Genomic DNA, 20,103 nt, shown 5'->3' on the forward strand with positions numbered 1-20,103 from the left:
CGAACATCCTAATCAAACTGACCAGTCAGTACAAAAAACGTGACCTAGCCTCTCAATGGCGGGCTACAGGCCGTACTTTTCCAGCAGCCGCAGCCAAATCTCGCTGATCGTGGGGTAGGCAGGCACTGCGTGCCACAGCCGGTCCAGGGGCACTTCGCCGGTGACGGCAATAGTGGCTGAATGCAGGAGTTCGGACACATCCGGGCCGGCGAAGGTCACACCGACCAGAACCCTGCGGTCTTCATCAACCACCATCTGCGCCCAGCCCCGGTAGTTGTCAGAGTGCAGTGCGGAGCCGGCCACGGACAGCTCCAGTGAGGTTTCGGAGGCGTTGATACCGTCCGCCCGCGCCTGTTCCAGGGTTCGGCCGACCATGGCAAGCTCCGGATCCGTGAAGACCACCTGGGGAACAGCAGTATGGTCGGCGGTGGCCGCCGCCCGGCTCCAGGGGGCCGGAGCCTCGGAGGGAGGCAGTTCTCCCCGGGCCCGCGCGGCGATGGCAGTGCCGGCGGCCCGGGCCTCGTACTTGCCCTGATGGGTGAGCAGCACCTTGCCCGCGGCATCCCCCACCACGTAAAGCCAGTCGGTTCCGTCCACCAGCCCGGAGTCATCCGTTTCCGGGCTGACCGATTCCGGCCGCACCGCATCCAGCCCCAGATCTTCAAGCCCCAGGTTCGCCAGTGCCGGCGTCCGGCCGGTGGCTACGAGCAGCCGGTCGGCAGTGAGCACGGAGCCGTCATCCAGTCCCAGCTCCACTCCGCCGTCTACACCCGGACGCACATAATCCGTCCCGGTGTGGGTGCGGATGTCCACGCCGTCTTCCGCCAGCCCGGCCTTCACGAGCTCCCGTGCGGGTTCCGGATACTTCTCCAGGACGTCGTGCCGCGCCACCAGGGTCACTTGCGAACCCAGCCGCGCCCATGCCTGGGACAGCTCGGTGCCTGCCACGCCGCCGCCGAGCACGATCAGCCGGGGCGGCACCTCCTGCGCCGAAGTGGCTTCCCGGGTCCCCCAGTACTCGATGTCATCCAGGCCCTTGAGCGGAGGAGGAGCCGGCACGGACCCGGTGGCCAGCACCACCGCGTGGCGGGCGGAAATGGTGACGGAACCGCCGTCGTCGTACTCCACCCGCACCTGCCTCGGACCCGTGAGCCGACCCCGTCCGCGCACCAGGCCAATCCCCGTATCGCGGACCCAGTCCTCCTGCCCGGAATCATCCCAGTGCGAGGTGAAACTGTCTCGGCGTTCCAGCACCGACCGCGCCTCGAGGGTGCCGGTCACCGCCTCGCGGGAACCCGCGACGGATCGCGCGGCGTGCAGCGCAGTGCCCGGACGCAGGAGGGCTTTGGAAGGCATGCAGGCCCAGTAGGAGCACTCTCCGCCAATGAGGGAAGGCTCCACGAGGATGGCTTCCAGACCGCCCTGGACCACCCGGCCGGCCGCATTCTCACCCACCGCGCCGCCGCCAAGGACGACGACGTCGGTCACCAGCTGCTGCGGGCGCTGTGTTCCGGGGGTGTGCTCCTGATCAGTCATGCAAAGAGCTTGGCATGTGCCGCCTACGGGCGGAACCCCGGGATCGTTCCGCCCCTCGGCACGCTGGCGCCGCTGCTGCCTCCGGCGTACCTAGGCTGGAAGGAAGGACCGCTGCGCACTGCGCAGAGACCGCCGTGATCCATGCCGCCGGACCGTCAGGCCGGGGCGCGTTGACGAGTTAGCAGGAGTGCCCATGACAACCGTACAGATTCCCGATTACACCACCGACGCGTTTTTCGGCCTGGAAGACAAATGGCTTGAGACTGCTCCCGGCGAGGTCACCCACTATCACGAGCTTGGTGAAGGGACCCCGATCCTGTTCCTGCACGGTTCCGGCACCGGAGTCACCGCCGCTGCCAACTGGTGGCTGAACCTGCCGGAGATCTCCGAGCTGGGCCGCTGCATTGCCATCGACTCGATCGGTTACGGCCAGTCCATCGTGGCGCCGGGCACGGAATACGGCATCAAGGAATGGGTCCGCCACACGGTGCGTGTCCTCGATGCCCTCGGCATCGACAAAACCTGGATCGTGGGCAATTCCATCGGCGGCTGGGTCGCCATGCAGTTCGCCATCGATTTCCCGGAGCGCCTGCTGGGCATTGTGTCCATGGGCACCGGCGGGGCCAAGAAGACTGCGGCGCTGTCCGGTCACGCCAAGCCTGAGCTCTCCGAAGCCGGTATCCGCCGCACGCTGGAACAGTTTGTGGTCGACAAGTCACTGGTCACGGAGGAGCTGGTTTCCCTGCGGTACCAGGCGGCCCTGAACGACACCGCTTCGGACCGGCTGGTGGAGGTCGTCACCGCCCGCGACCGCGACCGTGACGCCCTTCCGCTGGACTTCGACGTGCTGGCCAAGCTCGACATCCCCGTACTGCTCATTCACGGGATGCAGGACGTTGTTATCCCGCCGTCACGGACCTGGGAACTGCTGAACGTCATCCCCACGGCGGACGCCCACATCTTCAGCCAGTGCGGTCACTGGTCCCAGGTGGAGCGGGCCGAGGAATTCAACACTGTGATTAAGCAGTACCTCGCGGCGCAGGGCGTCGGCGCCAAGTAGGACAGGCAGCAGAACAGCCTGAACGACGACGGCGGCCGGCTTCCCGAGGGAGGCCGGCCGCCGTCGTTGGTGGGCAGTTCTACACAGTGCAGTTCTACACGGTGCGGATCTGCTCAGCGCGATTCTGTTTAGCGCAGTGTGGCGGGCTGCGGATTGAAGGACATGGAGGCCAGAATGGCGTCCAGGGTGGCCGGCCCGTCCTGGGTCAGGCATGCTCCGGCAACAAAGCGGTCCGGGCGCAGGAACACCATCGGCGTGGGGCGGTCGTCAAACCATTTCTTCATCCGGCCGGTGGAATCACCAAGCACGAGAACGTCCTCACCCATGCTCTTTTCCGCCCATTCGCGCTGCGTTTCCGGCAGGATGCAGACGAGGTTGGCGCCGAGGGTGCGGAGTTTTTCCAGCGATGCTTCCGGCAGCACATCCTTGGGGCTGTTGCCCCAGACGATCACGGACCACCAGTTGCCGACGGCGTCATCGAGCAGGACGTCGTGGCCGTGCCGGAAGTTCACGCGCGGTTGGGGGAACTGTACGCCCACCGGAGAGACCCGGCTGTTGGCAGTGCGGACCGGAATCAGGTTCCCGCCGATCCGCGCTGCAGCGCGGCCCGGGGCCCTGGTTCCCGGGTCCGCCAGGACGCCCTGCGTGTAGCGCGGCATCGGCTTGAACTTCATGTCCGAGAAGTAGCTCTTGACGGAGGGAAAGAGGTTCAGCACCGAAGAAGCGGCGTCACGTCCCGCCGCCAGCAGCGGGTTGGTGATCTTGATGATGTTGCCGAAAGTCAGGGAGAGATCGACCATGGCCTTTGCGTGCTCACGGCGTTCCGAAGTGTAGGTGTCCAGCAGTTCATCGCCGGCCTGTCCGGAGAGGACCGACGCCAGCTTCCAGCCGAGGTTCGTGGCGTCACGCATTCCTGAGTTCCATCCCTGGCCCATCCACACCGGCATCAGGTGGGCCGCGTCCCCGGCCACCAGCTGGCGTCCCCTGCGGAAGGTCCCGGCCACCCGCCCGTGGTGAGTGAAAACCCTGCGGCGGATGAAGGACAGCTGTGAGGGATCCGGGACATGGTCCTTCAGGAGCGCGTTGACGTAGTCCGGATCGGTGACCTGGTCCTCCGTCTCATGGTCATGGAGCATGAATTCCCAGCGGCGCACGGCATGCGGCAGGCCAATCGAGACATAGGGTCGCTTCGGATCCGCGCCCAGGAAGACGTTCGGGGTGCCCAGGGGATCGTTGTTAACGTCCACGACCAGCCAGCGGGTGGCGGGAGACTCGCCGTCGAACGTGGTGCGCAGGCGCTTGCGGGTGGGGGACTTGCCGCCCTCACAGCCCACCAGGTACTGCGCGGTGAACATGTGCTCCCGGACCTCGCCGTCCGGTCCGGATACCAGGGCTGTGGCGGTGACGCCGTCGGCCGTCTCCAGCACCTCTTCAACGCGGTGGCCAAACAACACCTGGACGTTGTCGAAACGGGCCAGGCCTTCAAACAGGGCGCGGTCCACGGCGGGCTGGATAAACCCGTGTTTCCGGCCCCACCCGAACTCATCTGTTTGCGGGTTGTTGACCAGGATGACCTTCCCTGACCCGTTGACCAGGCGCATGATGTGCTGCGGCGTGGTGTGCGGCAGGACGGAATCCACCAGGCCAACGGTCTGGATGGTGCGGAGCGACTCATCATCCAGGCCAACTCCCCGGGGAAAGTCGATGAGCGTGTCCATCGCTTCCAGCACCGTCACCCGGCGGCCGTACATGCCCAGGATGTTTGCCAGCATCAGTCCGGCGGGGCCGGCTCCGATGATGAGGACTTCACTGTCCCTGGGTGCGGTGTCCTGCGGTGTGTTCACGGGTAGCCCTTTCAAAGCGTCAAAAGTCTTCGTGTAAATAACGCTCGCTCATACGCATTATTTACACAGAACTAGATCCACATCACACCATCTGGGTGTGACGTAGGTCAATGTGGCGTGCTGAAGGGTGGAACGGGTTTAGGCGAGGAGTCCGGTGATTCTTGAGGCGGCGGCCTGCAGCAGGGGAACTGCCGTCTCGCCGAGGTTGCTTCGTGCGGAAATGACATTCAGGCAGGCAGGAACGCCGGATATGGCGGCGTCGAGGGGAACTGCCAGGCCGTGCATGTTGGGTTCAACCTCGCCGTACGTGCCGGCAAAACCTTCGCGGCGGACCCGGGCTACGGACTCGGGTTCGCCCGGAACTTCAGGGTCGGCCGCGAGCAGGGCGTGCCCGGCCGCACCAATGGTCAGAGAGTGTGAGCTGCCTTCCGAAAAGGTCACGTGGTAGGCGCCGTCCGCCGGGGAGATCACGGCGAGCGCAACGGCCTCCTGCCCCTGCCGGACGATGAGCGAAACCGTCGCGCCCAGCTGATCGGCCAGTTCCCGCAGCAGCGGCCTCGCGGCGGCAACGAGGGAGGAATGCGCGGCGGAGGACAGGGTCAGCAGTCCTGCAGCGCCGCGGTAGCGGCCGTCAGGGCCCCGGTGAACCAGGCGTGCGTCCTCCAGGGTGTTCAAAAGGCGGTAGGCAACCGTGCGGTGGATTCCGGCGTGCTCGGCGACATCCGCCACGGCCATGCCGTCCGGTGCGGCCGCCACGGCGCGCAGCACGTCCAACCCCCGGGCGAGGGTCTGGGATCCTGCGGTGCGGGACTGTGCAGTGCCGGACTCAGGGGTGCGGGGCTTGGCGGTGCGTGCCGCTTCGGTCTGGTGTTGGGCCACGGTGACGATCTTTCCACAGGAACACCGAAGGCAGGGTCCGCGGGAAGCGGAACCCTGCCTCGTCTGTTGGTGCTGGTCTGCTGCTTGCCTGGCTGCTTACTTGGCGCCGGCAAGCTGAACGGCGACATCCACGATCATGTCTTCCTGGCCGCCCACGTACCCCGCCTTGCCGATTTCCTCCAGGATCCGGTACGCCGGAACACCGTAGCGGTCAGCTGCGCGCTCGGCATGGATCAGGAAGGAGGAGTACACACCGGCATAGCCCTGCATGATGGAGGCGCGGTCCATGACCGGCATACGGGTGATGAACGGCTTCACGACGTCCTCGGCCGCAGCCATCAGCGCCTGGGTGTCCACGCCAGTGGCGATGTCCAGGCGGTCGAACGCGGCTGCAAGGACCTCTGTGGGGGAGTTGCCGGCGCCGGCGCCCAGGGCCACCAGCGTGCCGTCGATCTGCTTTGCTCCGGCACGCACGGCGAACACCGAGTTTGCCACGCCGAAGCTCATGTTCTGGTGGCCGTGGAAGCCAACCTGCGCGTCATCGCCCAGTTCGGACACGAGGGCTTCCACGCGGTCGGACACGTCCTCCAGGATCAAGGCACCAGCGGAGTCCACCACGTAGACGCACTGGCAGCCGGCGTCGGCCATGATCCGGGCCTGCTTCGCCAGATTCTCCGGGGTGGTGCGGTGCGAGAGCATCAGGAAGCCCACTGTCTCCATGCCCAGCTTGCGGGCGTGCTGGAAGTGCTGGATCGAGATGTCGGCCTCGGTGCAGTGGGTGGCAATGCGCGCCACTGATGCACCGGCGTCGTGCGCCTGGTTCAGGTCATGGATGGTGCCCAGCCCCGGCAGCATGAGGACGGCAATCCGGGCCCGCTTCGCCTCGTCCACTGCTGCTTTGATGAGGTCCAGTTCCGGTGTCAGGGAGAACCCGTAGTTGAAGGAGGAACCGCCCAGCCCGTCACCGTGGGTGACTTCAATGACGTCAACGCGGGCGTCGTCCAGGGCCCGGACCACGTCGCGGACGTGGCGTTCCGTGAACTTGTGGCTCATGGCATGGGAGCCGTCGCGCAGGGTGGTGTCGGTGAGGCGGACGCTGAAGGGCGCAGTCGTGGTGCTCAAGGGATGCTCCTAGTTGCTCTGGGTGCCGGCGGCGGCCAGCTCGGCGGAACGCTCGTCCATGCGCTGTGCGAGCAGGTCGGCGGTACGGGTGGCGGCGGCGGTGATGATGTCCAGGTTCCCGGCATATTCCGGCAGGTAGTCGGCGGCGCCGGCCACCTGGACCCAGATGCCTACGCGGCCGTTGCCGCCCCAGTCCTCGCGGGCGGCGTCGAACTGCGGAGCCACGCGCAGCTCATAGCCGGGCACGTAGTCGCGGATCCTGGCTGCGGCTTCCTCGATGGCTGCCCGGATGCGGTCCTGGGTTTCGCCCGGCTCGGCGGCTTCTGCCGGGATGGAGCAGTAAATGGTGTTGCGCATCATCATGGGCGGTTCCACCGGGTTGATGATGATGATGGCCTTGCCGCGCTTGGCGCCGCCGACCGCTTCCAGGGCCTTCGCCGTGGTTTCGGTGAACTCGTCCACGTTGGCGCGGGTGCCCGGGCCGGCGGACTTCGAGGCGATGGAGGCGACGATTTCCGCGTACTCCACCGGAACAATCGAAGACACTGCGGCAACAATCGGCGTGGTGGCCTGGCCGGCGCAGGTAATCATGTTCACGTTCATGACGTCGGTCAGCGAATCCAGGTTTACCACCGGGGCCAGGTACGGCCCGACGGCGGCCGGGGTCAGGTCGATGGCGCGGATGCCGGCTGCCTCGTACTTCGGGGCGTTGGCTTCGTGGGCCTTGGCGGACGTGCACTCGAACACGAAGTCCGGCAGTTCATCCTGGGCCAGAAGCCAGTCCACGCCCTCGGCGGAGGTGGTCAGTCCCAGGCGGGCGGCACGGGCCAGGCCGTCGGAAGCCGGATCCACCCCGATCATGTACTTGACCTCTACGTTTTTGCTGCGGCGCATGATCTTGAACATGAGGTCGGTGCCGATATTGCCGGAGCCGACGATCGCGGCGGTCTTCTTCTTGGGCGTTTGTGTCACGGGAGCTGTTCCTTTGCGGAAGAGGGCGGCTGCTTCACAAGCAGCGGGGCCGGCGCGGAAGGGCGCCGGCAGCCCGAAATCAGATGAACGTTCTATGAAGCGGTGATCTGTAAAGCAGAGTCAGATAAACCGGATGGTGAGGGACCCCAGGTCCCCGAAGTGGGCCGTGGCTGATTCGCCGGCAACAACGGGAAGTGCCTTGGTGAAGGAACCGGGCAGGATCAGCTGTCCGGCTTCCAGGGCCACGCCCTGCTCGCCCAGGACGTTGGCCAGCCAGGCCAGCGGGGCCACCGGGTCACCCATGACGGCGTCACCGGTTCCGGTTTCGCGGACCTCGCCGTCGATGAGCAGTGAGCAGGTGACCGAGGTCAGGTCCTCGACGGAGACGGGCAGTGCTGTGGTGCCCACCGCAATCGCGCCGCAGGAAGCATTGTCCGCCACGGTGTCCAGGAGTTTGATGTCCCAGTCGGCGATGCGGGAGTCGATGATCTCGATGGCGGGGTAAACGGCGCCGATAGCGGCGCGGGCCTGCTCCAGGGTGACACCCGGACCCTGCAGGGTTTCCTTCAGCACAAACCCGAACTCGGGCTCCACCTTCGGCGAGATGAAGTCGCCGGCGGGCACGGCGTCGTCGTCGTGGTGCACCATGTCGGCGAAGAAATAGCCGAAGTCCGGCGAATCCACACCGAGCTGGCGCTGCATTGCCGGGGACGTCAGTCCCACTTTGCGTCCGGCCAGAATCCGGCCGCCGGCAAGGTGCCGCTCCAGCTGGCGGCTCTGGATCAGGTAGGCGTCATCGAGCGTCAGGTCCAGCACCCGGTCCCGCAAAGGAGCCACGGGAACCAGCGTCCGGGTGGCTTCGAAAAGCTCATCGGCCAGGCGGATCATTTGCTCGCTGCGGGTGGCATCAGTGGACGGGTTAGACGTCCAATCCGCCGCGCCGGCCTCTGCTGCCGCCGTCACGGGACCAGCACCGCCGTGGTGACACCGAAGCCGGCAATGTATTCCTTGATCGGCTTGTAGAACTCATAGGTCACTTCATACTCGCCGCAGGCCCGCAGCGCGGAGTAAGCGGCAACCCAGGTGCGCACCTCGTGGGAGGAATGGCCGGCGACGGCGTCCATTTCCGCGGGGACATAGGCGTCGAAACGGGAAACGTCGCCGGACCGGCAAACGTCCAGGAAGGCGCGGTCCCATTCCGGATTGAGGTCCATGATGTCGGCCTCGCCGCGGGCAAAGGCCTTGGCGGTGTCGATGGTGCGCTGCTGGCGGGCGGCCCGGGCTTCAGGGGTGGGGTGGCGTCCGTCGGTGAGGAAAGCACGCTGCTCTTCGGTGGCCGTGGCGATCTGCGGAACGGGTGGATCATGGGACAGCCCGCCGGAACCAATGAACAGGACTTTCTTGTCGCTGTTCTTGAAGTAGTTGCCCACTGCGGTGCCGAACTCGCGGATCCGGCTCATCTTGGAGAAGGGCGGGGCCACCGAGTTGATGAACACGGGAATGACAGGAACTTCGCTCAGGTCGCCGTAGATGATTTCCATGGGCTGGACGGCGCCGTGATCGACTTCCATCTTCCGTGAAATGGCGGTCTCGATGTCCTGGTCGATGACATACTGCGCCAGTTCATGGGCGATGTCCGTCGGGACGTTCAGGGGACCGTCCCAGGAATCGTAGTCGCCGGTGCCGTGTGCTTCGTAGCCGATGCAGAAAGGCGGCATCAGATCGTAGAAAAAGCCGTTGTAGTGGTCCGGACCAAAGTTCACGATCAGGTCCGGCTTGAACTCAGCGGCGAACGCCCGTACCTGGTCGAAGGCCGCCTCAACGGCGGCTTTAACCTCGGCCGGCGGATCGGTGTGTTCGAGCAACGGGCTGTGTGACATGCACACGAGGGCCTGCTTCATGGCATTACTCCTTTGGATCGTCCTGCATTCATTGCACACCCGGCGGCGCGAGTCCTCCGCACGCCTGTTCCGTCCTGCGGTACGCGGGGCTTACTTGCCCAATGAGCGTTCCTTGAGCACATAGGTAAACGTGGAGTGCACGAGGTCCTTGCCGGCTGCGTCACGAACCGTCACCTCGGCTACGGCCACGGATCCGCCGCCGCGCAGGATGCGTGCGGTGGCAACGGCGGGGGAGGCCTTGGAGTTGGACATGAAGTTCAGGCTGGACTGCACGGCCAGGGGAAACTGGCCGGACCCGGCGTAGGCCTGCATGGCCAGGAGAGTTCCGGTGATGTCGGCAGCACCGAACAGCGCGGCCGCGGAGAACATTCCGTTGGCCTGGGCCAGCGGATCGGTCAGCGGCATGCTCATGCTGATCGATTCACCGTCAACGGCGTGCGGTTCCAGGCCGAGGGTGACGGCGATGTCGTCGAAACCGCGCGCGGCGGTGAACTTCTCCATAAAGGCGGTGAAATCTTCGAGGGTAGCGGGCAGCGCCATGGGGGAATCCTTTGAACGTGTTGGGGGTCTGTATCTTCCTGCAACCCTAACGACGGCGGCACCCGGCTCTTGAAGCCGGGTGCCGCCAGGCAGAACAGGAGCAGGTGCCCGGTTATCCGACCGAAGCCAAATCGGCGTCGTCGCGGGCGGTCTGTTCACGGGCCGACCTGCCGCGTGTTTCCTTGGAAAGGATCACTGACGCGGCGCCCACCGCAATGAGGGCGATGAAGTACCAGGCAATGTTGTCCGTGCCGCGGCCATTGTCCAGATCGATCAGCCAGGTGGCCAGCAGTGGAGCCGTGCCGGCACCCAGCACCGAACCCAGCTGGAAGGTCAGCGAAACGCCGGTGTAACGGTCCTGGGTGTCGAACTTCTCCGCCAGGAAGGCGCCGATCGGGCCGTACATCGAAGCCTGGATGATGGGGTTGCCCACCATGAACGCCAGCGCAATCAGCCAGAAGCTGCCCGAGTTGAACATCGCAAACATGGGGAACACCAGAGCCACGGAAATGCCCGCTCCGGCGAGCATCACCGGGCGGCGGCCGAACTTGTCGGACAGCCAGGCAAAGAACGGAATCGCAAAAATGTGCACGAAGGAGGACGCCGTGAGCATCATCAGTGCCGTCTGCCGGTCCACGGCGCCGGTGCCAACTACGTAGGGGACCATGAAGACGCCGAGCAGCGCCTGCATGAAGAGCGGGCCGGCGGCAGCGAGAATGCCGTAGAGCGAGGACAGGGGGTACTTCTTCAGAACCCGCAGGATCGGCACGCCTGTGTGCACCGTTCCCGCCGCACGTGCCTCCACGAAGTCGGGGGACTCGGTGACGCGGTAACGCAGGTAGAGGCCGATAACCACCAGGGCGGCGGAGAGGAGGAAGGGAATGCGCCAGCCCCAGCTGAGAAAGTCGTCCTCGGGCAGGCCCGCGAAAAGGCCCAGGATCAGGGTCGCCAGCACCGAGCCGGTGGGACCGCCGGTGACGGCGATGGAGGCGGCAAAGCCGCGGTTCTTCTCCTTGACGTGTTCGGCGGCCATCAGCGTGGCACCGGCCCACTCGCCGCCGACGGCGAGTCCCTGGACCACGCGGAGGAAGACCAGGAGCAGCGGCGCGGCTACGCCGATGGCGGCATACGTGGGCATGAGCCCGATGGCGACGGACACCAGACCCATCATCATCAGGGTGATGAACAGCATGTTCTTGCGGCCGTACTTGTCACCGAAATGGCCGAAGAGCACCCCGCCGATGGGCCGTGAAATGTATCCGGCCAGCAGGATCACGAAGGACAGGATGGTGCCCAGCGTGGGATCCATGTCTGCAGAGAAGAACAATTTGGGAAAAACCAGGCCAGCGGCAGCGGCATAGAGAAGGAAGTCGTAGTATTCGACAGTCGAGCCCAGGAAGCTGGAGACGAGCGCGCGGCGCGAGTCCTTCCCGGTGGTGTGGTGTCCTGCCGCGGGCGGGGACGGAGGCAGGGCGGCGGATGGTGATGGCATGGGGTCTCCCGGAAGAAATGTGCAGATAACTCCTATGAGCCTGATGGGCGTGACGGGCATCACCCCAGTGGCCGTGCCGCGGTGTGGAACACGCGACGGTGAGATTTCGCTCCTCCGGGACCCGGATTGCGCGGCCCCGCGGGGCCTAAACCCTATTTGACAAAGGTCTTTGTCCTAGTGTTCGGAACGCTGGTTGGTGTCCGGACTGTAACCGGGGTGAGATGGAACCAACGCAATTGTGCCGACCGGCGCCTGCCGCCGACCCGTCAGAAGGAATGATCCACATGAGCACCGAGGACTCCTGCCCGTCGAAGGCCAATCCGGCCATTGGTCGGCTGCCGCGCCCGGCTTCCATGAACACCAATGTCGATGTGTCCACGCTGGTGGACACCGACGGCGGAATGATTGACCGTTCCATCTACACCGACCGGGGCATTTACGGCCAGGAGATGCGCCGCGTGTTTGCCCGCAGCTGGCTGTTCCTGGCCCATGAGAGCCAGTTCAAGAAGCCCGGCGACTTCTTCACCACGTTCATGGGCGAGGACCCGGTGATTGTCACCATGGACAAAACCAAGACCATCCGCGCCTACCTGAACTCCTGCCGGCACCGCGGAGTCCGCCTGTGCCGGGCCGACGCCGGCGCCACCAAGATGTTTACCTGCACGTACCACGGCTGGTCCTTTGACCTGGCCGGTGCCCTGCAGTCCGTGCCCAATGAGCAGGCCTACCCGGAGAATTTCGACCGGAAGGACTGGAGTCTCATCGACGTGCCCAGCCTGGCCACGTACAAGGGACTCATTTTCGGAAACTGGGACCCCAACGCCGAACCCCTTGAAGAGAGCCTGGGGGACATGCGGTATTACATGGATGCCATGCTTGACCGTGATCCCGAAGGCACCGAGGTCATGGGCGGGGTCATGAAGTGGGAGCTGGAGGGCAACTGGAAGCTCGCCGCTGAGCAGTTCGCCACGGACTGGTACCACGTGAACATGTCCCACGCTTCGGCGCTGATGGTCATGTCACCCACCGGGCGCGGCCCCAAGGCCGAAATCGCCGCCACCCCGGGCCGGCAGTTCGTGGCGCCCAACGGCCACGGTGCAGGGTTCCCCACCCATCCGAAATCCCGTTTCGACGCCGGCCCCGTCCACGAGTACTACGACTACCCGGCACTGCGCGAGCGGCTGGGCGATGCCGCCGTGGAGGGTCCCATGACCACCGGGCACGCCACGGTGTTCCCGAACTTCTCCTACCTTCCGGTCAATGGATCCATCCGTGTCTGGCACCCCAAGGGACCGGACAAGATTGAGGTCTGGGCCTGGATCCTTGTGGACAAGTCCATGCCGGATGAGGTCAAGGACGCGCAGCGGCTGTACAACCTGCGCACCTTTGGGCCCTCGGGCATCTTCGAGGCCGACGACGGCGAGAACTGGTCCGAGGTCCAGGCCATCTCGCACGGCTTCGTGACCAACAGCGTGCCGCTGAACTTCCAGATGGGCATTGGCAGCGAACGGAACGACGGCGTGTACCCCGGCCAGACCTCCGAGCTGTACTCCGATGCCGCCGGGCGCTCGTTCTACAAGCACTGGGCCGGTCTGATGAATACGCCGGCCTGGCATGAACAGGGCGCGCAGGGCCAACAGGGCCAGCAGCCGGGGCAGTAACAGCCATTTTTGAGTTAGGACTTTTATCATGAGCGAAGCAATCAACCTGGGCAGCATCGACGACATCGACGAGGGTGAAGCGAAGGTGGTTTCCGGAGCCGAAAACGGCACAGGGGAGGACATCGCTGTTTTCCACGCCGAGGACGGCAATTTTTACGCCCTCGATGACAACTGCACCCACGAAACCGCGTCCCTGGCGGACGGCTGGATTGAGGGAACCGAGGTGGAATGCCCGGTGCACTCCGCGAAGTTCTGCCTGAAGTCCGGAGCAGCGCTGTGCATGCCGGCGACGATTGCCGCGCGAACCCACAAAGTAGTTGTCGAAGACGGTGAGGTGCTGCTCTACCCGAACACCTCAGCAGTGCCGGCGTCTGCCTGACCACCCGCGCTACGGCCTGAACCGGCCACCGCTGCACCGAGCTGTACCGATCTGCAAGGAAGAACATTCATGGCGCTTGAATCAGTCATCGTCGTAGGCGGCGGGATGGCGGGCTTCACCACGGTCAAGGACCTGCGAGCCCGCGGTTTCGAAGGAACGCTGACGATCGTCGATCCGGAGGGGCTGCCGTACGACAGGCCTCCGCTCAGCAAGGATTACCTCCTCGGCACCCGTACCGGCGAGCAGATCCAGCTGGCGGATGAGGCCTGGTTCGAGGAACAGGACGTCCAGGTGATCACCGGCAAAGCCGTGGCCCTGCGCCCGGACGAGGGCATGGTGCTTCTGGAAAGCGGACGGGAGCTGTCCGCTGACAAGATTGTGCTGGCCACCGGCGGCGCGGCCCGGCGGCTGGCCATCCCCGGCGGCGACCTCGAGTCGGTCCTTGAACTGCGCAACCGTGCGGATGCGGACAATTTGCGCAGCCTGCTGCGGCCCGGAGTGCACCTGGCCATCATCGGGGCAGGACTGATCGGCGCAGAAACGGCGTCATCGGCGCTGGCATTCGACGCCGAGGTGACGCTGATCGATCCCGTAGAGCCGCCCCTGGTTCCCGCCGTCGGGCTTGCCCTTGCCGAGCGGCTGCATCACATGCACGGTGCCCGCGGCATCAAGGTGGTCACCGGCGTCCCGCTGGCCATCAGCGCCGGGGAAACCGGACACCGCATCGAGATGGACAACGGCGAAACGATCACCGCAGACCTGGTTCTGGTGGGGATCGGCATCGTGCCGGAAACCGCGCTGGCAGCGTCGGCCGGGCTGGAAATTGATAACGGGACGCTGGTCGACGACCACCAGCGCACCAGCCACCCCAACGTCTATGCGGTGGGCGACTCCTCCCGCACCCGGCTTCCGGACGGTACGCTCCTGCGCCGGGCCGAGCACTGGGAACATGCCATGCACACCGGATCCACCGCTGCCGCGGCCCTGCTGGGGCAGGACCTGCCCGTCCACGGCGCTTCCTGGTTCTGGTCCGACCGCCACGGCGTGCACGTTGAAGGCGCCGGATCAATGCTCGGTGACGGGACCATTGTGGTGCGCGAGAAAGACGGAGTCCCAGTGGCGAGCTTCCGGTTGGCCGACGACGGCACCATGGCCGGCTGCGCCGCGATCGACGGCGGATTGACCGTCCGCGCTGCCCGCCGCATCATCGACCGCGGCATCCGGGTTGATCCTGCCCTCCTCGCGGATCCTGCCGTCGACCTCAAAAAACTTGCCCGCTGATCCTTTTGACGAAACGTGAGCTGACACGATGACCGAGACCATGGCCCCGGCTGCGGGCACCGACATTCCACCGACGGACGGCCAGCTGGTCGACTCCGAGCTGGCGTACCGCGTCCAGCAGTTCTACTTCCGGGAAGCTGAGCTGCTCGACGACGGCCGCTTCGCGGACTGGCTGGAAGTGTTCGACGACGATCTGTTCTACTGGGCGCCGCTGCGGACCAACAGGCTGCGCCGCCAGGCCGCCCTCTCCGTGGGAGCCCAGGGGGAAGCCGCCTACTTCGACGAAACCAAGGAGTCGCTGGCCTGGCGAATCCGCCGCTACGACTCGGGGATGGCCTGGGCCGAAGACCCGCCCTCGCGCACCCGGCACCTGATTTCGAACGTCACCGTCCACCACCAATCGGACGGAACGCTCAGCGCCCGGTGCGCCTTCCTGGTGTACCGCAACCGCCTTCAGACGGAAACCGACATTTACGCCGGAGGACGCACCGACATCCTGCGGATCCAGCCCGACGGCGGCTTCAAGGTGGCGCGCCGGGAAATCATGTTCGACGCCAACGTGCTGCAGGCCAAAAACCTCAGCACGTTCTTCTAAGACACCCTCCAGGCCCGGTGGCCAGCCAACTCCGGAAACATCTCTCCGGGGTTCTGTTCCGCTGCGCGTCAAACCAGCACCTTCCACATCTCAGTATGAGAGGTACACATGTTTGCAACACAGCAGGCCGGCTGGCTGCAGGGTGACGTAGCCCTGGTCACCGGCGGCGGCTCCGGAATTGGACAGGCGGTGGCCGAGCGCTATCTTGCCGAAGGGGCCTCCGTTGCCATCTTTGGGCGCGACGCCGACAAACTGAAATCGGTGGTGGAAGCATCCTCCGCCCCTGAACGGATGCTCGCCCTTCCCGGCGACGTGCGCAGCAGCGAAGATCTGCAGGACGCCGTCGCGCAGACGGTGGCCCGGTTCGGAAAACTGGACATCCTGGTGCCCAACGCCGGGATCTGGGACTACAACCGGTCCATCACGCGCCTGAACGGGCAGCAGCTCACAGACACATTCAACGAACTGTTTTCCATCAATGTCCTGGGATACCTGCTGACCGTGCAGGCTGCGTGGCAGGAACTGGTCAAGACCCGCGGGAACGTGGTCATGACGCTGTCCAATGCTTCCTTCCACACCGCCGGCGGCGGACCCGTCTACACAGCGTCCAAATTTGCCGGCCGGGGACTCGTCAACCAGCTGGCCTACGAACTGGCGCCGAAGGTCCGCGTCAACGGTGTGGCCGTGGGTGCCATGAACACCGATCTCCGCGGCCCGGCCTCCATCGGACTGAATGAACGAACCATCTCGGACTCGTTCGCCCGGTCGGAGATCACCGGCAACAACCCGCTGATACCCCTGCATGACGCCTCCGTGGAGCCGCAGGACTTCACCGGCTCCTACGTGCTGCTGGCATCACGCCAAAACGCCGGCAACATCACCGGCGCCATTGTTCCCGTTGACGGCGGCATCGCCGTGCGCGGGTTCGGAGACCGCGCAGCGGGAGGCGACCAGCTGTGAGCCAGGACATTAACCTCAATCCGGTAACGGCAGTGCACCGCGTTGCAGCTTATGCCCCGGAGTCGACGGCCCTGGTCTACGAGGACCGGGAGATCAGTTATTCGTCACTGCTGGCGGAAGCCGGACAGCTCGCTGCCGCCCTGCGTGACAGGGGGGTGGCCGAGGGGGACCGGGTCGCTTACCTGGGACTCAACAGCCGAACCTTCGTCAGCACCATGCTGGCCGCCTGGTGGGTCGGCGGAGTTTTTGAACCGTTCAATTTCCGGCTCGCTCCGCGTGAAGTGAGTGTTCTGATCCAGCGTTCCACCCCGAAGGTGCTCATTGTTGAGCCGTGCCATCAGGACGTCGTGGAAATCCTGTCCGGATACGACGGTTTCCAAGCCGACGATCTGGCACTGGTGCTGGTGGACAACGATCCGGCTGTTCCCCCGGCGCGCGAATACTCGCCGATCTGGACTCTGCTGAGCGATTTCCTTGGCACCGGGGAAGGGCCTGCCCCGGAGGTTACCCCGCGGGTGCAGGAAGATCTGGCTATTCTAATGTTCACCTCAGGCACCACCGGCGTGCCCAAGGGCGTGCAGCTGTCTTTCGGAAACCTGTGGTGGAACTCCGTCAATGTCGATTCCCTGGTGGATACCCGCCGCGGGGACGTCAATCTGGCCGTCGCCCCGCTGTTCCACATTGGCGGGCTGAACGCCCTCACCCTCCGCGTCCTGGCGCGGGGAGGAACCACGGTAATCCGCCGGACCTTCGATCCCCGGCAAACGCTGCGGGACATCGAGCAGCACGGTGTTGCACAGGCGTTCCTGGTGCCTGCACAGCTTTCAGCCATGCAGCAGGCGGAGAACTTCGAAGAAGCCGATATTTCAAGCCTGCGAGCTCTCATCTGTGCGGGGGCACCGGTTCCGCCGGTGCTGCTGAAGCAGTATGAAGGCAAAGGGGTCCGTGTCCAGCAGGCCTGGGGACTCACGGAAACAGCCCCGTTCGCCACATATCTCCCGGCGGAACTGACCTATGACAAAGCCGGATCCTGCGGCATCCCCATGCCGTACACCGAAGTGCGGATTGTCGATCCCACCACCGGCAGCGACGTTGCGGAGCGCGGCAGCACCGGTGAGATGTGGGTGAAGGGACCAAACGTCACGCCGGGATACTGGAATGACGGTCCTGCCACGGAAGCGGCCTTCAACGACGGATGGTTCCGCAGCGGAGATATCGGCTACCAGGACGAAGACGGCTTCTTTTACATTGTCGACCGGCTCAAGGACATGATCGTGACCGGCGGAGAGAACGTCTATCCCGCCGAGGTGGAGCGCGCCCTCATGGAGTTTCCCGGTGTCCTGGATGTCGCCGTCGTCGGCGTCGAAGACAGCAAATGGGGAGAATCCGTTGTTGCCGTCATGAGCTGCGTGGACGGAATTGTTCCGGACATCGAAGAGGTGCGTGCGTTCACCGGAACGTATCTGGCCCGGTACAAACTGCCCAAAAAGCTGGTGCTGACGGGTTCCGTTCCCCGTAACGGTGCAGGAAAACTGAACAAGATAGCCATCCGCGAGATGGCATCAGAGGAGAACTGACGATGTCTGCCGACGAAGTTGACCTTTTGAAGTGGCCTGCCAGCCTGCCTGCGACCTGGGCTGCCGTCCCGGTCCAGCCTGCAGGGGGTTTTGCCGAAGCCTTTGCCGTCACGGAGGCCGGGGAGCCCCGCGGTGTGGTGCACGTTGACTTCGTGGTCCGCGGAGAGCTTGATGCGGCCTATCCCGCGTCGGTGCGCGACCGTGTTCTGCAGCCTTCGGCAGACGCCGCCGCGGAAGCGCTGCAGCTCGTCTCGGAACAGGTGATGGCCGCAGATCCGCAGTGCCGCCGCCTGGTCATCGCCACCGCAGAAGGCGATGTGGCAGAGATTGCCCGCGGGGAACGGGCCGGGTACCGCTACGTTGTGGACGTGGATTTGCCGGACCGGTCGGTGTCGCTGATGGCCGCCGAACCGGCCTGGGTGCTGGAAGAATCCCGTCGGATCGACGACGTCCCCACCCGCTGACACGGCCGCCGTCGTGCCGGCCGTGTCAGCAGATGCGCCTAGGGCGCCAGGTGCGCCAAGCGCCTGGCGCCCTAGGCGCTTTGAACGAGCTGGCGGCGCGTCTGGTGCTGCTGGCCGCTGACCGCGGCCACGGCGCGCGACGCCGCGTAGCAAACCTTGCGCAGTGACGTTGCCTGGGACTCCGGCACAAACTTGCCCACCGGCCCGGAGACGGAGAGCGCGGCCACCGGGCGCCCATTGGTCCCGAAGACAGGAGCTGCGATGCAGTTGAGGCCGGTGAGGATCTCCTCGCGGTCATAGGCGAGGTTGGTGCGCCGCACCTCCAGCAGCTCGGTCCGGAGCCGGGCCGGGCTGGTGATGGTGGACGGAGTCCAGCTGAGCATTCCCGATGCCATGGCCTGCTCGGCGGCGTCGGGGTTGTAGGCCAGCAGGACCTTTCCCACTGCCGTGCAGTAGCCGGGAGCCCGTCCGCCGATGCGGGAAGGGCTGCGGACCTGAAGATGGCCGTACAACTTGTTCAGGTAAACAACGTCGGTTCCCTGCAGGACCGCCAGATGCACCGTCTGCTTGCTCAGTACGTAGAGATCCGCCAGGAAGGGCGTCAAAGCGTCCCGCATCCTGCCCTGCAGGGCATCCTCCTGCGTGGCGCCCAGATCCTGGATCATCTTGCCCAGCCGGTAATTGTTGCCTGCGCGCTCCACCGCCCCGTTTTCCTGCAGTGTGGCCAGAAGCCGGAAGGCAGTGGATTTGGACAGCGAGGACCGGCGTGCCAGTTCGCTGACTCCAACGCCGATATACGCGTCATCACCGAAGGCACTGAGCAGTGACATGGCTTTGTCGACGGCCGTCCGCGAATCTCGGGCAGGTGGCATGCTGCGGGTCATCGGTTCCTCCGGCGCTGGAAGTGGTTGTTGAACCGTGTGGACAGGGACAACGTGCCGGCCTGTGCAACAACCGGCATATTCAGTGTTGCCCGCCACAGATAGGTGTGTCAAACATGACAAATTGTCACTTATATGTGACAGACTGGCCGCCATGCAGACCAACGAGCTGGTATCCCGGAATATTCGGCGCTTCAGGCTCGAGCGTGATCTCTCCCTCGGCGAGCTCGCTGCCCGGGCGGGGATCTCCAAGCAGACACTGTCCAAGGTCGAAGCCGGAGTGGGCAACCCTACGGTGGAAACCCTTGAACGCATCGGCCAGGGCCTGGGAGTGGGCATGCTCAGGCTCCTCACCGAGTGGGGGACACAGGTGCATCTGTCGACGGCGGCCGGAGCATCCTGGCGTGCGGCGCAGGCAGGGCAGGCCCGGCACCTGGACCGTGTCTACGGGTCCGGATACGTACGGACCCAGCTTCTGCGTATTGAAGAAGGAACCGAACTGCGCGTGGTTGAACCTGGCGGGACGGGAACACTTCATCAGTTGTACGTCATCAGCGGAGTCCTGGAGGCGGGTCCGGAAGCGGACCTGCGGATCCTTGGTGCCGGAGATTTCCTGCGTTTCCCCGGAGACGTCCGGCACGGTTACCGCACTGTGGGCGGCCCGTCGGTTTCCCATCTGACCACAACGGCACCATCCGTTCCGCAGTTTGCCCGCCAGGATATTGAGCGTGCCGAAGGGCTGCGCGCCAGCCCGTAACCTTCTCGGGGCTGCTGCTTTCAAAAGAGCGTCGAGGTAGGGAATTCCGGGCAGCAAAAAACCCGGCCTCACCAGTATTTCTTCTGGTTAGGCCGGGTTTTTCAGTGGTGCGCGCGAAGGGATTCGAACCCCCAACCTTCTGATCCGTAGTCAGATGCTCTATCCGTTGAGCTACGCACGCATCTGGATTTTCTTCATTTTC

At 64.9% G+C, this 20,103-nt stretch carries 19 protein-coding genes and 1 tRNA gene; 9 read left to right on the forward strand and 11 right to left on the reverse strand.

The annotated features are described in order from the left end of the window. Positions 1-63 precede the first annotated feature (63 nt). Positions 64-1,536, reverse strand: a complete 1,473-nt coding sequence (locus CXR03_RS16510) for an NAD(P)/FAD-dependent oxidoreductase (protein WP_104104838.1) — start codon at positions 1,534-1,536, stop codon at positions 64-66. A 193-nt stretch (positions 1,537-1,729) separates the two neighbouring features. Here CXR03_RS16510 and CXR03_RS16515 point away from each other — a divergent pair, with 193 nt between their 5' ends. Then, entirely contained in the window at positions 1,730-2,596 is an 867-nt protein-coding gene (locus CXR03_RS16515) for an alpha/beta fold hydrolase (RefSeq protein WP_104104839.1), read from the forward strand. A gap of 128 nt (positions 2,597-2,724) precedes the next feature. Here the strand turns inward: CXR03_RS16515 and CXR03_RS16520 are convergent, their stop codons facing one another. The 8 genes from CXR03_RS16520 to CXR03_RS16555 all read right to left on the reverse strand — a co-directional run bounded on the left by CXR03_RS16520 (position 2,725) and on the right by CXR03_RS16555 (position 11,346). Beyond that, positions 2,725-4,440 carry a bifunctional 3-(3-hydroxy-phenyl)propionate/3-hydroxycinnamic acid hydroxylase gene (locus tag CXR03_RS16520; RefSeq protein ID WP_258073719.1) on the reverse strand — a complete coding sequence of 572 codons (1,716 nt, stop codon included), beginning with the start codon at positions 4,438-4,440 and terminating at the stop codon, positions 2,725-2,727. Between the two features lie 138 nt (positions 4,441-4,578). Next, complete coding sequence (locus tag CXR03_RS16525) at positions 4,579-5,319, reverse strand: IclR family transcriptional regulator (protein ID WP_104104840.1); 741 nt, start codon at positions 5,317-5,319, stop codon at positions 4,579-4,581. 96 nt (positions 5,320-5,415) lie between these two features. Continuing rightward, positions 5,416-6,441 (reverse strand): 4-hydroxy-2-oxovalerate aldolase, encoded by a 1,026-nt coding sequence (gene dmpG, locus CXR03_RS16530; RefSeq protein WP_104104841.1) that lies wholly within the window; start codon positions 6,439-6,441, stop codon positions 5,416-5,418. 9 nt (positions 6,442-6,450) lie between these two features. After that, positions 6,451-7,413, reverse strand: coding sequence for an acetaldehyde dehydrogenase (acetylating) (locus CXR03_RS16535; RefSeq protein ID WP_104055822.1), 963 nt, complete (start codon positions 7,411-7,413; stop codon positions 6,451-6,453). Positions 7,414-7,533: 120 nt separating this feature from the next. Then, entirely contained in the window at positions 7,534-8,376 is an 843-nt protein-coding gene (locus tag CXR03_RS16540; RefSeq protein WP_258073720.1) for a 2-keto-4-pentenoate hydratase, read from the reverse strand. Then, entirely contained in the window at positions 8,373-9,314 is a 942-nt protein-coding gene (locus CXR03_RS16545; protein WP_104104842.1) for a 3-carboxyethylcatechol 2,3-dioxygenase, read from the reverse strand. The genes CXR03_RS16540 and CXR03_RS16545 overlap by 4 nt, the downstream gene beginning before the upstream one ends. 90 nt (positions 9,315-9,404) lie before the next feature. Then, positions 9,405-9,854 (reverse strand): PaaI family thioesterase, encoded by a 450-nt coding sequence (locus tag CXR03_RS16550; protein ID WP_104055826.1) that lies wholly within the window; start codon positions 9,852-9,854, stop codon positions 9,405-9,407. Positions 9,855-9,966: 112 nt separating this feature from the next. Then, on the reverse strand, positions 9,967-11,346 hold the full coding sequence (locus CXR03_RS16555; protein ID WP_104104843.1) for an MFS transporter: 1,380 nt from the start codon (positions 11,344-11,346) through the stop codon (positions 9,967-9,969). A 284-nt stretch (positions 11,347-11,630) separates the two neighbouring features. Between CXR03_RS16555 and CXR03_RS16560 the strand changes: the two genes are divergently transcribed. From CXR03_RS16560 to CXR03_RS16590, 7 genes are all read left to right on the forward strand, one after another. Next, entirely contained in the window at positions 11,631-13,007 is a 1,377-nt protein-coding gene (locus tag CXR03_RS16560) for an aromatic ring-hydroxylating dioxygenase subunit alpha (RefSeq protein WP_104104909.1), read from the forward strand. Positions 13,008-13,035: 28 nt separating this feature from the next. Continuing rightward, positions 13,036-13,386, forward strand: a complete 351-nt coding sequence (locus CXR03_RS16565) for a bifunctional 3-phenylpropionate/cinnamic acid dioxygenase ferredoxin subunit (RefSeq protein WP_104104844.1) — start codon at positions 13,036-13,038, stop codon at positions 13,384-13,386. 69 nt (positions 13,387-13,455) lie between these two features. Next, positions 13,456-14,667, forward strand: a complete 1,212-nt coding sequence (locus CXR03_RS16570) for an NAD(P)/FAD-dependent oxidoreductase (RefSeq protein ID WP_104104845.1) — start codon at positions 13,456-13,458, stop codon at positions 14,665-14,667. A 28-nt stretch (positions 14,668-14,695) separates the two neighbouring features. Then, positions 14,696-15,262 (forward strand): 3-phenylpropionate/cinnamic acid dioxygenase subunit beta, encoded by a 567-nt coding sequence (locus CXR03_RS16575; protein ID WP_237685784.1) that lies wholly within the window; start codon positions 14,696-14,698, stop codon positions 15,260-15,262. Between the two features lie 108 nt (positions 15,263-15,370). Beyond that, positions 15,371-16,222 (forward strand): SDR family NAD(P)-dependent oxidoreductase, encoded by an 852-nt coding sequence (locus tag CXR03_RS16580; protein ID WP_104055835.1) that lies wholly within the window; start codon positions 15,371-15,373, stop codon positions 16,220-16,222. Continuing rightward, entirely contained in the window at positions 16,219-17,799 is a 1,581-nt protein-coding gene (locus CXR03_RS16585; RefSeq protein WP_104104846.1) for a long-chain fatty acid--CoA ligase, read from the forward strand. The genes CXR03_RS16580 and CXR03_RS16585 overlap by 4 nt, the downstream gene beginning before the upstream one ends. Before the next feature lie 2 nt (positions 17,800-17,801). After that, positions 17,802-18,263: a hypothetical protein gene (locus tag CXR03_RS16590; RefSeq protein WP_104104847.1), complete on the forward strand. Its 462-nt coding sequence runs from the start codon at positions 17,802-17,804 to the stop codon at positions 18,261-18,263. 71 nt (positions 18,264-18,334) lie between these two features. On the opposite strand, the gene CXR03_RS16595 is transcribed toward CXR03_RS16590, so the two are convergent. Continuing rightward, positions 18,335-19,135: an IclR family transcriptional regulator gene (locus tag CXR03_RS16595; RefSeq protein WP_258073721.1), complete on the reverse strand. Its 801-nt coding sequence runs from the start codon at positions 19,133-19,135 to the stop codon at positions 18,335-18,337. Positions 19,136-19,298: 163 nt separating this feature from the next. Here CXR03_RS16595 and CXR03_RS16600 point away from each other — a divergent pair, with 163 nt between their 5' ends. Then, the gene (locus CXR03_RS16600; RefSeq protein WP_104104849.1) at positions 19,299-19,901 is read left to right on the forward strand and encodes a helix-turn-helix domain-containing protein; all 603 of its coding nucleotides are present in this window, start codon (positions 19,299-19,301) and stop codon (positions 19,899-19,901) included. Between the two features lie 105 nt (positions 19,902-20,006). Here CXR03_RS16600 and CXR03_RS16605 read toward each other — a convergent pair. Next, a tRNA-Arg gene (locus CXR03_RS16605) sits at positions 20,007-20,082 on the reverse strand. Positions 20,083-20,103: the final 21 nt, after the last annotated feature.

Source organism: Arthrobacter sp. 08Y14, from assembly GCF_002929455.1.
Lineage (GTDB): Bacteria > Actinomycetota > Actinomycetes > Actinomycetales > Micrococcaceae > Arthrobacter_B > Arthrobacter_B sunyaminii.

Excerpts from the sequence above, each read along its gene's own strand:
- CXR03_RS16510 (WP_104104838.1), bottom strand. The coding sequence starts at position 1,536 with ATGACTGATCAGGAGCACACCCCCGGAACACAGCGCCCGCAGCAGCTG.
- CXR03_RS16515 (WP_104104839.1), top strand. The coding sequence starts at position 1,730 with ATGACAACCGTACAGATTCCCGATTACACCACCGACGCGTTTTTCGGC.
- CXR03_RS16545 (WP_104104842.1), bottom strand. The coding sequence starts at position 9,314 with ATGAAGCAGGCCCTCGTGTGCATGTCACACAGCCCGTTGCTCGAACAC.
- CXR03_RS16550 (WP_104055826.1), bottom strand. The coding sequence starts at position 9,854 with ATGGCGCTGCCCGCTACCCTCGAAGATTTCACCGCCTTTATGGAGAAG.
- CXR03_RS16555 (WP_104104843.1), bottom strand. The coding sequence starts at position 11,346 with ATGCCATCACCATCCGCCGCCCTGCCTCCGTCCCCGCCCGCGGCAGGA.
- CXR03_RS16560 (WP_104104909.1), top strand. The coding sequence starts at position 11,631 with ATGAGCACCGAGGACTCCTGCCCGTCGAAGGCCAATCCGGCCATTGGT.
- CXR03_RS16565 (WP_104104844.1), top strand. The coding sequence starts at position 13,036 with ATGAGCGAAGCAATCAACCTGGGCAGCATCGACGACATCGACGAGGGT.
- CXR03_RS16570 (WP_104104845.1), top strand. The coding sequence starts at position 13,456 with ATGGCGCTTGAATCAGTCATCGTCGTAGGCGGCGGGATGGCGGGCTTC.
- CXR03_RS16575 (WP_237685784.1), top strand. The coding sequence starts at position 14,696 with ATGACCGAGACCATGGCCCCGGCTGCGGGCACCGACATTCCACCGACG.
- CXR03_RS16580 (WP_104055835.1), top strand. The coding sequence starts at position 15,371 with ATGTTTGCAACACAGCAGGCCGGCTGGCTGCAGGGTGACGTAGCCCTG.
- CXR03_RS16590 (WP_104104847.1), top strand. The coding sequence starts at position 17,802 with ATGTCTGCCGACGAAGTTGACCTTTTGAAGTGGCCTGCCAGCCTGCCT.
- CXR03_RS16595 (WP_258073721.1), bottom strand. The coding sequence starts at position 19,135 with ATGCCACCTGCCCGAGATTCGCGGACGGCCGTCGACAAAGCCATGTCA.
- CXR03_RS16600 (WP_104104849.1), top strand. The coding sequence starts at position 19,299 with ATGCAGACCAACGAGCTGGTATCCCGGAATATTCGGCGCTTCAGGCTC.